The sequence below is a fragment of the Vibrio sp. 1078-1 genome (assembly GCF_033340475.1).
Genome location: NZ_JAWOWM010000001.1, coordinates 774328 through 787609, shown reverse-complemented (window position 1 = coordinate 787609; position 13282 = coordinate 774328). Strand labels below are relative to the sequence as shown.

Annotated in this window: 12 protein-coding genes; 5 read left to right on the top strand and 7 right to left on the bottom strand. The window is 47.9% G+C overall.

Annotated elements, in window-relative coordinates; translation table 11 throughout:
- Positions 1–36: 36 nt before the first annotated feature.
- From mmsB to R7190_RS03440, 6 genes are read right to left on the bottom strand one after another with little or no spacing between them, the layout of a single operon-like run.
- The gene (gene mmsB, locus R7190_RS03465; protein WP_005375775.1) at positions 37–942 is read right to left on the bottom strand and encodes a 3-hydroxyisobutyrate dehydrogenase; all 906 of its coding nucleotides are present in this window, start codon (positions 940–942) and stop codon (positions 37–39) included.
- Positions 943–953: 11 nt separating this feature from the next.
- On the bottom strand, positions 954–2093 hold the full coding sequence (locus tag R7190_RS03460) for an enoyl-CoA hydratase/isomerase family protein (protein ID WP_186585218.1): 1140 nt from the start codon (positions 2091–2093) through the stop codon (positions 954–956).
- Between the two features lie 8 nt (positions 2094–2101).
- The gene (locus R7190_RS03455; RefSeq protein WP_145472032.1) at positions 2102–2887 is read right to left on the bottom strand and encodes an enoyl-CoA hydratase; all 786 of its coding nucleotides are present in this window, start codon (positions 2885–2887) and stop codon (positions 2102–2104) included.
- A gap of 38 nt (positions 2888–2925) precedes the next feature.
- A complete protein-coding gene (locus R7190_RS03450; protein WP_186585217.1) occupies positions 2926–4080 on the bottom strand; it encodes an acyl-CoA dehydrogenase family protein in 1155 nt (384 codons plus the stop codon).
- Between the two features lie 19 nt (positions 4081–4099).
- Positions 4100–5593, bottom strand: coding sequence for a CoA-acylating methylmalonate-semialdehyde dehydrogenase (locus R7190_RS03445; protein ID WP_064354633.1), 1494 nt, complete (start codon positions 5591–5593; stop codon positions 4100–4102).
- A 23-nt stretch (positions 5594–5616) separates the two neighbouring features.
- Positions 5617–6828 (bottom strand): acetyl-CoA C-acyltransferase, encoded by a 1212-nt coding sequence (locus R7190_RS03440; protein ID WP_017821196.1) that lies wholly within the window; start codon positions 6826–6828, stop codon positions 5617–5619.
- A gap of 275 nt (positions 6829–7103) precedes the next feature.
- Between R7190_RS03440 and R7190_RS03435 the strand changes: the two genes are divergently transcribed.
- The 5 genes from R7190_RS03435 to R7190_RS03415 all read left to right on the top strand — a co-directional run bounded on the left by R7190_RS03435 (position 7104) and on the right by R7190_RS03415 (position 12121).
- Complete coding sequence (locus R7190_RS03435; protein WP_017821195.1) at positions 7104–7478, top strand: MerR family transcriptional regulator; 375 nt, start codon at positions 7104–7106, stop codon at positions 7476–7478.
- A gap of 66 nt (positions 7479–7544) precedes the next feature.
- A complete protein-coding gene (locus R7190_RS03430; protein ID WP_248525410.1) occupies positions 7545–8714 on the top strand; it encodes an isovaleryl-CoA dehydrogenase in 1170 nt (389 codons plus the stop codon).
- A 25-nt stretch (positions 8715–8739) separates the two neighbouring features.
- On the top strand, positions 8740–10344 hold the full coding sequence (locus R7190_RS03425; RefSeq protein ID WP_318137511.1) for a carboxyl transferase domain-containing protein: 1605 nt from the start codon (positions 8740–8742) through the stop codon (positions 10342–10344).
- A gap of 29 nt (positions 10345–10373) precedes the next feature.
- Positions 10374–11213, top strand: a complete 840-nt coding sequence (locus R7190_RS03420) for an enoyl-CoA hydratase-related protein (protein WP_042521092.1) — start codon at positions 10374–10376, stop codon at positions 11211–11213.
- Positions 11213–12121, top strand: coding sequence for a hydroxymethylglutaryl-CoA lyase (locus R7190_RS03415; protein WP_213965143.1), 909 nt, complete (start codon positions 11213–11215; stop codon positions 12119–12121). Before R7190_RS03420 ends, R7190_RS03415 begins: the two co-directional genes overlap by 1 nt.
- Positions 12122–12167: 46 nt before the next feature.
- On the opposite strand, the gene R7190_RS03410 is transcribed toward R7190_RS03415, so the two are convergent.
- Positions 12168–13046 carry a DMT family transporter gene (locus R7190_RS03410; RefSeq protein ID WP_005375761.1) on the bottom strand — a complete coding sequence of 293 codons (879 nt, stop codon included), beginning with the start codon at positions 13044–13046 and terminating at the stop codon, positions 12168–12170.
- Positions 13047–13282: the final 236 nt, after the last annotated feature.

Genomic DNA, 13282 nt, shown 5'->3' with positions numbered 1-13282 from the left:
GTCACCATCTCGGGCTGGTTTGTCACAAAACTCGGTCTAGCCTTTCTTACTCTTGTATAACTCAAATAAGCTTGAGAAATCGAGCTCGCCGTGGCCGCTCGCGTTGTGGAAAGAATATAAGTTGCGCGCTAACGACCCCATCGGAACCGAAGAATGTGTTTGTAACGCCGCATCTAACCCCAAGCCGAGATCTTTTAGCATGAGTTTGCTCATAAAGCCCGGTTGGTAATCGTGACTGGCTGGCGCACTGTCCATCACGCCTGGGCAAGGATTGTAAAGCTCCAATGCCCAATTTCGGCCAGAGCTTTGCAGCATGATGTTTGATAGCACTTTTGGATCGAGTCCATGATCGATACCTAGGTTTAATGCCTCGCACGTACCAGACATTAAAATGCCGAGCATAAGGTTGTTACAGATTTTTGCCATTTGACCATCGCCTGCTTTGCCAGCATGGAAAACATTTTTTCCCATATACTGCAAAATCGCATTGGCTTTAGAAAACGCTTGATCCGAACCACCAACAATAAAGGTTAATGTCGCCGCTTTAGCGCCAGCAACGCCCCCCGAAACGGGCGCGTCGACAAACAACACGCGTTTATTTGCCGCTTCATTGGCGACTAATCGCGCAGAGTCCGGATCAATGGTTGAACAATCAATCATCAAGGTACTTGGCGAGACAAGATTGAGGACACCTACGCCACCGTGTAAGTCACCAAGATACACGGAACGAACGTGAGACCCTGCTGGTAGCATCGTGATGACTGTGCTAGCACCATCTACTACCTCTTCGATAGAGCTCGCCACCACCGCACCAAAAGGTACTAGTTGCTTTGCGGCTTCGCTATCGACATCGAATACTTGCACGTTAAATCCAGACGCGAGTAAGTTTTGCGCCATAGGATGCCCCATCCTTCCTAAACCGATAAATGCGATGGTACTCATGATCATTCTCCTTATTGACCTAGTGTTTGTTCACCCAAATTAGCAAGCGGATGCTCGTTATCTGACCAAAGCGAGGTAAACAAAGTATCGATAACATCTTCATCGACTTCACTGACACTGTTAAATATCCAGCTCGGCTCGCCATCCCGGTCAATGAGCCGAGAACGGACGCCCTCTTTAAACTCACCTAATAAGGCACTGCGAACCGACAAACTCAACTCTAAACGGAAGCAATCTGCAAGCGGTAAGCTGTGGTACTCTTTCACTTGTCTGAAGCAAATATGCGCGGTGATCGGACTGCCTGCGGCGAACGTTTGTTTCGCGTTTTCTATCCACTGACTGTTCCCGTCGATAGCCATGATTCGCTGTGCTATCGTATTAAGATCAAAGCCTTTGCACGCTTCCTCTATCTGATCTAAGTATGGACAAATTTGCGTGGTTGGTTTGCTATCAATAACTTGTTCTTCCATTAACTGTAGTAGTGCAGTTACCAACTCTTTCGCATCTTCTTTGCCCCACTGGAGCCGCTTCAGCTCATCCAGTAAGGTGGGATACTGCTCTTCCAACAGTAACCAATCGGCCAAACCAATAGTGACAGCGTCACTTGAATTAACCATTGAACCTGTCAATCCGAGGAATAAACCCACTTGCGGATCTATCTGGCTTAAAAACCACGTACCTCCCACATCAGGATACAGTCCGATATTGATTTCTGGCATAGCAAGGCGTGATGTTGTTGTCACAACTTTATGGCTGGTTCCCATAAAAAGCCCCATCCCACCGCCCATGACAATACCTTCTCCCCAACCGATAATGGGTTTGTTGTAAGTGTGGATGAGATAGTCACACTCATACTCCAACGAGAAATAGTTCGTACAGAACTCTACGATTTTTTCTTTACTCTCGTTATGCATGACGTGATACATAGCTCGAACATCACCACCAGCACAGAATGCTTTTTCTCCAGCGCCAGTCAGTACCACACAAGCCATATGTGGATCATCTTGCCACTTGATAAGCTGATCGTTAAGTTGGACTAACATGTCATACGTCAATGCATTCAATGAAGCGGTGTTGTCTAACGTTGCGATGCCAATGCGGTGCACGCCATCTAAGCACTCTATTTCACTAATGGTTACCATCCCTGCCATGTGGCCTCCTATCGGTTTTTCCATTGCGGTGGGCGTTTTTCTAAAAAGGCGCGAACACCCTCAACTTGATCTTCCGTATCAAAAAGATTCAGAAACAACTCTCGCTCTTTCATTAAGCCGTGCTTAAGTGGCGCAGAGCGCATATTTTGAATGAGCGCCTTACATGCGGCGACAGAAGATGGTGACTGGTTCGCAACAGATTCAGCAAGTTCCAGCGCTTTACTTAAAGCTTCACCTTTGGGAACCAACTCCTCAACTAGGCCTAGTTCTTTTGCTTTGTCAGCGCTGACTTGCTCTCCACATAAAATGATACGCTTTGCCCAGCCTTCCCCTACTAACGCTGTGAGGTTTTGGGTACCGCCAGCGCAGGGCAAAAGTCCGACTTTGGCTTCAGGTAAAGCAAGTACCGCTTGCTCTTCAACGACTCGAATATCACAAGCTAATGCCACTTCTAAACCTCCACCCATGGCGTAACCATTAATAGCGGCAATGGAAACACCACGGAATTCCGAGAGCGTTTCAAAGGCTTCACCAAAGCATCGCGCCATGTCTAACGCAACCGCTTTGTCACCGTCAGAAAATAGCTTGAGATCTGCACCAGCAGAGAAAAACTTTTCTCCACTGCCGGTTAAAACCAGTGCGTAGACCTGCTTATCATTGTTAAGTGTGAGTATCAGCGACTTCAGTACCTTGAGGCTCTCTGCTGTCCACGTATTGGCTGGCGGGTTGTTCATCGTCACCACCGCAACGTGATTAGTGATCGTATGTTGAATGGCTTCTTGGGTTAATGGCATATCTGAATCCTTTCTCAATGAGCAAATCCAATACTTCGCTACAGCAAGGCCGACTCCTCAGAGAGCAAACGACGTGCGATGATCAAGCGCATGATTTCGTTCGTTCCCTCCAGAATTTGATGCACACGCACATCTCTGAAATGACGCTCCATTGGATACTCTTTGATGTAACCATAGCCGCCATAAAGCTGCAGCGCGTGGTCGCAAACCTGGAAACCCACATCGGTTGCGAACCGTTTTGCCATCGCGCAATAAGCCTTGGCATCGGGGTCATTTCGGTCGAGTTTGCTGGCGGCATAGCGCACTAACTGCCGCGCAGCCACTAGCTCTGTTGCCATGTCTGCCAATTTGAATTGTAAGGCTTGAAACTGCGCAAGCGACTTGCCGAACTGCTTACGCTCCTGAATGTATTGTGTCGCCTGCTCAAGGGCCTGTTGAGCCGTACCGACGGAACAGGTCGCAATATTTATACGCCCTCCATCAAGCCCTTTCATCGCAAAGACAAAACCTTGCCCTTCTTCGCCCAGTAAATGGCTAGCTGGAATAACGACATTTTCAAAAGTAACCGCTCGTGTTGGTTGGCTGTTCCAACCCATTTTGGGTTCTTTGCGCCCATAGCTGATACCATCAGCGTGAGCAGGAATAACAAATGCGGACACGCCTTTGGCACCCGCTTCTCCGGTTCGCGCCATCACGACCAAAACATCTGTCTCTCCTGCGCCAGAGATAAAGGTTTTGCCACCATTCAACACGTAAGTATCACCTTTTTTGCTCGCGGTTGTGGCCAACGAAGCGGCATCCGATCCCGCATTAGGCTCGGTTAAGCAATAGGAGCCTAACCACTCCCCCGTAACTAATTTCGGACAGAACTGCGTTTTGGCTTCATCGGTAGCAAAACTGGCTATCATCCAACTGACCATGTTGTGAATCGTCATAAACGCCGTAGTGGACGTACATCCCATGGCCAGTTGTTCAAAGATAATTGAAGCATCCAAGCGACTCAGCCCTAGGCCACCTTGCGCTTCTGGAGTGTAGAGACTGAGAAACCCCAGTTCCCCCGCCTCTCTCAATACGTCTTTGGGGAAGATCTGCTTTTCATCCCACTCCGCCGCCATCGGTGCTAAACACTCATCGGCAAATTGCTGAGCGGTATCAGCAAATGCACGTTGATCTTCATTAAGTTCAAAGTCCATAAAAGCTCCTTTTATTCACTCAGCGCAGTTGGATGGTCAGATTGGGCCCCGTCGGAATATCGTCATCAAACCAACGTGCCGTCACCGTTTTAGTCTCGGTATAAAAACGTACCGCTTGTTTACCATACGCATGTAAATCACCATAGAAACTGCCTCTCCAACCAGTAAAGGAGAAAAATGGTAAAGGGACTGGAATTGGCACATTGATCCCAACCTGACCGACTTGAATGTCATGCTGATATTTTCTCGCAGCAGCGCCATTAGCGGTAAATATAGAAGTTCCGTTGCCGTAAGGGTTGCGATTCACTAACTCAATAGCTTCTTGCAACGTTTCGACTTCCATACAAACTAAGACAGGGCCAAATATCTCTTGCGTGTAAATCGACATGTTCGCTGTTACACCGCTAAACAAGGTTGGGCCAATCCAGTTTCCATCGGGAAAGCCTTCCACTTCACACTGACTGCCATCGAGTTCACACACTGCGCCTTGTTGTTTGCCATCTTCAATTAGGTCCAATACGCGTTGTTTAGCTTGCTCACTGATCAGTGGGCCATAAGCAGCTTGCTCATCGTCCCAAGGCCCTGGGTGTACTTTCGCCATTGCCTGTTTGAGGTCTGTAATCCATTGTTTTGAATCGCCGACAAATACCGCAACAGAAATTGCCATACAACGCTGCCCCGCAGCCCCTACGGAGGCTCCGATTAGGTTATTCACCACTTGATCTTTGTTTGCATCAGGCATGATCACCATGTGATTCTTTGCACCAGCAAAAGCTTGAACCCGTTTAAAATGTTTAGTCCCTGTGGTGTAGATATAACGGGCAACGGGAACCGAGCCAACAAATGACACCGCTCGAATATCAGGATGAGCCAGAAGAAAGTCGACTTGCTCTTTGCGGCCATGAACGATCTGCAACACTCCTTTCGGCGCGCCAGCTTGCTCAAATAATTCAGCTAAACGAATAGAGGTCAATGGCACTTGTTCGGAGGGTTTAAGCACAAATGTATTGCCCGCAGCGATAGCGATTGGGAACATCCACAACGGAATCATGGCAGGAAAGTTAAATGGCGTAATGCCGCAACACACACCTAGGGGCTGAATCATTGAGTAACTATCAATATCCGTGGCAACGTTTTCGACGGTTTCGCCCATCATGTTGCTAGCAATGTTTGCCGCCTGCTCAACCACCTCGATACCACGCCATACATCGCCTTTAGCATCCGCTAAAATCTTACCCGTTTCATGAGAAAGCAGTGTGGCAAGCTCATCATGATGCTCTTTGAGCAAGTGCTGATAACGAAGCATGACTCTGGCACGCTCGGATACTGCCACTTCCTTCCAGGATTGGAATGTCTCTTTCGCATTATCAATGGCAGCTTCCATCTCGTGCTCTGTGGAACATGGAACGTACGCAATGACATCATTAGTGGCAGGATTGGTTACCTCAACCCAATCCGATGTTTGAGATTCACGAAACTCGCCACCAATAAACAAGGGAACCAAACGAGTCATCATTTACTCCTTTCTGATTTCAATTAAAGCGGTATTTCAATGCCTATCGCCGTGGCTTCTCCACCACCGATACAAAGTGACGCAACACCCCGCATCACTTTTTTGGCTTCGAGATCACCATTGGTGCCTAGCGCTTGTAGCTGACGCAAACTGTGAATCAATGTCACCAGAATTCGTGCGCCACTAGCCCCTATCGGATGCCCAAGTGCACAGGCTCCACCTTTAATATTTACTTTGCTCGTATCTAGTCCAAGTTCCGCCACCGCTATTTGTGTCACAACGGCAAAGGCTTCATTGATTTCCCACAGGTCCACTTCATAAATTGACCAATCTAGCTGGAACAGCAGTTGCTCAATTGCGTAGACGGGTGCCAAAGTAAATTCTGCAGGTTTTCTGGCATGTGTAGAGTGCGCCTTGATGATCGCAAGTGGTTTAAGCCCCTGATGACGCGCAGTGTCTTCATCCATAAGCACAAGAGCCGCCGCGCCATCTGAAATGGCACTCGAATTAGCAGCGGTCACCGTACCTTTTTCATCGAATGCAGGTTTGAGTTGAGGAATTTTACCAAGGTCAATCGAGCGTGGGTGCTCATCGTAGTCCAGCACCGCTTGTTCTGACTTGGTATTGAGTGAAACCGGCGAAAGTTCATCGGCAAACAAGCCTCGCTCTTGAGCTTCCAACGCACGTTTTGCCGACATCACGGCCCATTCATCCATTTGCTCTCTGGTGAACTTAAGCCTGTCAGCGACTTGCTGAGCATAAACACCCATTAAGTGCCCTTCGTAAGCATCTTGTAGCCCATCGAGAAACATGTGGTCATACGTAGACTGGTGCCCCATGCGCATTCCCTTTCTCGCCTCCCTCAGCAAATACGGCGCATTGGTCATACTTTCCATACCACCAGCAATGGCTGAGCGAATCGTTCCAGCTTTAATGAGATCGTGCGCTAACATGACGCTCTTCATGCCAGAGCCACACACTTTGTTAATGGTGGTGCACCCTACACCCAAAGGAAGATCGGCCCCCATAGATGCTTGCCTCGCAGGAGCTTGTCCACACCCTGCTGGAAGCACACATCCCATGAACACTTCATCCACCGAAGTCACATTCACTTCGTGCATTGCCGCCTTGATCGCCAGTGCGCCTAATTGAGGAGCAGAGTAAGTTTGCAACTTGCCTTGAAAGCGCCCAATTGGCGTTCTTTTCGCGCTGACAATCCAGATGTCTTTTCCCATGATTCGCATTCCCTTAAGGTATATGTGAACACTTGGCAGAATGATGACACCCTACATAGAATTACTCACCAAGCGCCACACCAGCCTTTATCGCCTTTTTCACTAACAAACTTTCATTCCGCGATTTCTTGACGTTTACGTAAGCATAGCACTAGCCTTTACAATGAGATGAAAAAACACACCAAGCAGGCGTTTATATTTCAAAGTTGATGTTCGACCTTCCCATTAAAGGTTCGATTTCCAGAAACTGGATTTTTATTCGAGGTAAGTATGTTATGGAAAAATACAAGATCAGTGACCTCGCCAAGGAGTTTGATATTACTACTCGCAGTATCCGGTTTTATGAAGACGTGGGTCTGATTGAACCAGAGCGAAAAGGCAATATGCGCGTTTATCAACGCAGGGATAGAATTCGCCTCAAACTGATTTTAAGAGGGAAACGACTCGGTTTTTCGTTGGCAGAAATTCGTGAACTTTTCGAGCTCTACGACATGCAACAAACCGAAGGACAGTTGTTGAAAATGCTCAATATCATTGAAGAGAAACAAGCTGTCCTACAACAACAACTCAACGACATCAGCGTCGTTATGGCTGAGTTGAATGCCGCTAAGGAGCGTTGTATTCAAACACTCAAAAGCAAGCAGACATAAACGCTATACTCAATTAGCAACACCGCTATCGGCTTTTCCACCTTACCTCTGATACCGGGAGACGTTATGAAAAGCACCTATACCCCACTCAATTTCGGACTTGGTGATACCATCGATATGCTCCGAGAACACGTTAATGCCTTTGCTACGGAACATATTGCGCCCATCGCCGCTGCGATAGACCGCGATAACCAGTTCCCGAATCATTTATGGCCTTTGTTGGGAGAAATGGGGTTGCTTGGTGTGACCGTCGATGAAGAGCTTGGTGGTGCAGGCATGGGATACCTCGCTCATGTTGTTGCCATGGAAGAAATCAGCCGTGCCTCTGCGTCTGTCGCTCTAAGCTACGGCGCTCATTCTAACCTGTGCGTCAACCAAATCTTTCGTAACGGCACGCCTTCTCAACGCGAAAAATACCTTCCAAAACTCATTGATGGTACGCACGTTGGCGCCCTAGCGATGAGTGAGCCCAATGCCGGTTCAGACGTGATAAGCATGCAACTGAAAGCGGAGAACAAGGGCGACCATTTTGTACTGAATGGCAACAAAATGTGGATAACAAACGGGCCCGATGCTGACGTAGTGGTGCTTTACGCTAAAACGGATGTCAGCGCAGGTTCACGTGGCATTACCGCATTCATTATTGAACGTAACTTCGCAGGTTTCACTCATGCTCAAAAGCTGGACAAGCTAGGCATGAGAGGCTCGAATACTTGCGAACTTGTATTTAACCATTGCGTAGTGCCAAAAGAGAATATTCTTGGCGAGTTGAATAAAGGCGTCGAGGTGTTAATGAGTGGGCTGGATTACGAGCGCGTCGTCCTCGCTGCCGGACCACTCGGGATAATGCAAGCTTGCATGGACATTGTGGTCCCGTACGTACATGAACGAGAGCAGTTTGGAAAATCCATTGGCGAGTTTCAGTTAGTTCAGGGCAAGATCGCCGATATGTACTCTCGAATGAGTGCAGCAAAAGCGTATGTATATACCGTCGCAGCGGCTTGTGATCGAGGTAACGCAACACGCAAAGATGCGGCAGGAGCGATTTTGTACAGTGCAGAGCTCGCCACACAAATGGCACTCGATGCAATACAACTGCTCGGTGGGAATGGCTACATCAATGAATACCCTGCTGGTCGTTTGCTACGTGATGCAAAGCTTTATGAAATCGGCGCGGGTACCTCAGAGATTCGCCGCATGTTAATAGGCCGAGAGTTGTTCGAAGAATCTCGCTAACGGAACATACGACAAGGAAGTCATTATGGCCATTATCAAAAGTAAAACTAAGCCAACTGACGAGTTATTTCTTTCCAATAAAGCTGCGATGGAAACGTTGGTCACTCAACTTAATCAACACATCGAGACCATCAAACAGGGCGGCGGTGAAAAAGCCATTCAGCACCAGAGGCAAAAAGGAAAACTCCCCGCACGAGAACGCATCGCGCGCTTGCTTGATGACAACACTGACTTTCTTGAAATCAGCCAGTTTGCCGCCTGGCAAGTGTATGACGAAGCGATCCCCTGCGCTGGCGTTATCGCCGGCATTGGTATCATAGAGGGGATTCAATGCATGGTCATCGCCAACGATGCTTCGGTAAAAGGCGGAACCTACTACCCACTCACGGTAAAAAAACACCTTAGAGCGCAAGAGATTGCCCAACGTTGCCAACTCCCCTGCGTGTACTTGGTGGACTCCGGTGGCGCAAATCTCCCTCATCAGTCCGACGTCTTCCCCGATAAAGAACACTTTGGTCGCATTTTCTTTAACCAAGCGAGAATGTCGGCGAAAGGCATCCCCCAAGTTGCTGTTGTGATGGGGCTTTGCACTGCTGGGGGCGCGTACGTTCCTGCCATGGCGGATGTGTCCATTATGGTTAAAGAGCAAGGCACCATTTTTTTGGCGGGGCCACCTTTGGTGAAAGCGGCCACTGGCGAAGTCGTGACGGGTGAAGAGCTCGGCGGTGCAGACGTGCATTGTCGAAAATCTGGTGTCGCAGATTATTACGCTGAAAATGATGAACATGCCCTAATGCTTGCGAGAGAAGCCATTGCCAATGCCAATAGAACAAGACCTGTTAAGCCAGAAAACACCGTGCTTCCTCCCCGCTACGACGCAGAAGAAATCTACGGAATTGTGAATGCCAACTTACGACTGTCATTCGACGTTCGAGAAATTATTGCCCGCATCGTCGATGATTCTGATTTCGACGAATTCAAAGCCTTGTACGGCAGAATGCTAGTGTGTGGCTTCGCTCGTATTCAAGGACACTTGATTGGTATTGTGGCAAACAACGGTATCTTGTTTTCTGAATCGGCACAAAAAGGCGCGCACTTTATTGAGCTGTGCGCCAAACGGAAAACACCGCTTCTCTTTCTCCAAAACATTACCGGCTTTATGGTCGGAAAAAAGGTTGAAGAAGAAGGCATCGCAAAACATGGCGCCAAGCTAGTGATGGCCGTCGCTTGTGCTGACGTGCCGAAGTTTACCGTGATCATCGGTGGATCGTACGGCGCTGGTAATTACGGCATGTGCGGCCGAGCGTATGATCCAACCATGATGTGGATGTGGCCGAACGCGCGTATTTCTGTTATGGGCGGAGAACAAGCAGCAGGCGTTTTAACACAAGTTCGAAAAGACGCGAAGGAACGTCAGGGGGAAGAGTGGTCAGAGCAAGAAGAGCACATTTTTAGAGAATCGATCATAGGCTTGTATGAAACACAAGGACATCCCTATTTTGCGAGTGCTCGGCTATGGGATGACGGAATTATTGACCCTAAAAAAACGCGTCAGGTGTTGAGTCAAGCGTTAATGGCAGCATTAAATGCCCCCATTCCTGATAGCGAGTTTGGCGTCTTCAGAATGTAAACATCCAAAGATGAATTAAGGAAGTTAGTATGCAGGAAATGCAACCAAGCATTATTCCCAACGCCCAAAGGCAAGATGATGTTCTTTGGCATGTCGATGATAATGGCGTAGCGACCATTACCCTAAACAGAACAGCTAAACACAATGCTTTTGACGCTTGTACGATCGACTTGCTGATCCACCGCCTAGATTATCTCGCTTTACGAACGGATGTGCGGTGCTTGGTATTAAGAAGTAACGGCAAGCACTTTTCATCCGGGGCCGATTTGAATTGGATGCAGTCGATGGCCGACAGCACGAGGCAAGATAACTTCGTTGATGCCCAAAACTTGGCAAGACTCATGGAAACATTAGATTCGTTCCCTCAACCCACCATCGCAGTTGTTCAAGGTTCCGCTTATGGTGGTGCTTTAGGGTTGATTTGTTGTAGTGATATCGCCATCGCAAGCCAAAGTGCCAACTTTTGCTTAAGTGAAGTTAAGCTTGGTTTAGTTCCAGCGACCATTGCGCCTTACGTCATGCGCGCGATGGGGAATAGACAAGCTAGACGCTATATCTTAAGTGGTGAAGTCATTTCAGCCGAAGATGCCGAACGGTTTGGTATTGTGCACGAAGTGAAAGAAGCCAAACAGCTTGAAAATGCGGTCGATAGCGTAATCAAGACGTTGCTACTGAATAGCCCAGATGCGATGCGTAAAGCGAAAACGCTCTGCCATCAATGTCATCAAAACCCCATCGATCAACAACTGATTCACTATACTAGCAAGCTCATTGCGGACATTAGAGTATCACCCCAAGGTCAAGATGGGCTGCAAGCGTTTCTTGAAAAACGTAGCCCAAGTTGGGTCACCAAGTCACAGGACAAGTAATGCTACCTTCCAAAGTAAAGATTGTCGAAGTAGGTCCTAGAGATGGGTTGCAAAATGAACCTCCTGTTGCGACCCAGACTAAAATCCGGCTGATCAACTTACTCTCTGATACTGGGTTAACGCATATTGAGGCGGGCTCTTTTGTTTCGCCCAAATGGGTGCCACAAATGGCGGACTCAACAGAGGTCATGAAAGCAATAACAAGGCGAAATCATGTTACTTATTCTGCCCTGACACCAAACCTAAAAGGCTTCGAACAAGCCTTGGAGGCTGGTGCCAATCAGGTCGCGATTTTCACTTCATCATCAGAAGGATTCTGCCAACACAATATCAATTGCTCGATTGCAGAAAGCCTAACTCGCTTCGAACCTGTAATGCGATTAGCCACCAAACACGGCATCCCTGTTCGTGGCTATCTATCCTGCGTTGCCGACTGCCCTTACGATGGCCCGACAGCCCCTAAACAAGTGGCGAGCGTGGTCAAATCACTCATCGATTTAGGGTGTTATGAGGTGTCTCTAGGCGACACAATCGGTACAGGCACGCCAAACCGTATCGCTGCTATGCTGGAAGCCGTCATGTTGGTTGCACCTCTTCGCCAGCTTGCTGTCCATTTCCACGACACATGGGGACAAGCTCTCACCAACATTTATCAGGCATTGAGTATGGGCATCAATACCATCGACAGTAGTGTAGCTGGGCTGGGTGGATGCCCATACGCTCATGGCGCATCAGGAAATGTCGCAACGGAGGATGTACTGTATTTATGCCAAGGGTTAGGAATAGAAACGGGGATCGACTTAGAGCTACTGGCTAAAGCTGGCTGGATGATCAGCGAAGAGCTGGGTCGGCAGCCTACATCAAAAGTGTCATTAGCATTGCGTAACCGCGTATTATCACTTTCGTAGAAGGCCATCCGGCACCTCAAATTCTCCCAACCCAAGTTAATTTGCTCTACTTTCGAGTAGGGAAGCGAAACCGCCCGCCAGTACGATAAATAATTAGAGAAAATAAGATAAGCACACAACCTACTAGTTTATTTGCCGTTAGCACTTCGCCATACCACAGCACGCTCAGAATAACCGTCCAAACTGGTTCTAATATCATAATTAGAGCAGCGTTACCTGCCTGAACAAATTTTTGCCCCATGGTTTGCATTACGTAACGCAAGCTCGTCGCTAATAAGGTACTCAACGCAAACCACCACCAAATAGAGGAGTCCACCTCAGCCGGGAAAGATTCCATAAAAAATGAAACCAACAAACCTAAGCAACCTGCTGAAAAAAGTTGCACGCAAGTAAGCAGCAGCACAGGTAGTTTTTGAGAGTATTTGCTGTTCACATTAAAATGAAGCGCCAAAACCAGTGCTGCACCAAGAAACCACAATTGACTGGCCGATTGTTTCCAGCCACCAACTAAAGAAAGACAAGCAAGACCTAATACAGCGATAGGCAAAGAAAGCCAGAAAATTCGTTGTGGTCGTTGACGAAACATAACCCATGCAACAATCGGCACAAACAGCATGGAAAGGCTCATGATAAATGCGCCTTCCCCAAGAGTATCACTGATAGAAATAGCGTAAATCCATGTCATAACGGCACTGCCTAACAGGAGCCCGACACCACCAGCAGAAAGCACATCTTTTAAGTTTGCTTTCAGCAAAGGTCGGTAACATAGAGGCAGTAAGCAGAGCGAAGCGATAGTAAATCGCGCCCCAATAAAGCCAAAAGGTGGTAAACCCTGTATTGTTTCCTTAGAGAATATCCAGCCAAGTGCAGCGATCATCGTCGTCGCAACCAGAATAACCGTCGCTTTGCGTTCTGAGTTAAACATAAGTACTCACAAAATATGGAACACACAATAGCGCAGCAAGAGAGTTTTACTGCGCTATTGTGTAAATTTGAAAGGGGTTTGTGTCGAGCGAAAAAGTGAAAGCCCGATCCTCTCCTGTATTGTTGTCACGCAGATTGAAGTTCTGCTGCTAGATACATTAAATGCAGGCAAAGTCTTAAGGCAAGCCTTTTCGCATACTAAATTACTTTAGCATTCTATACAGCAAGCAAACTGGC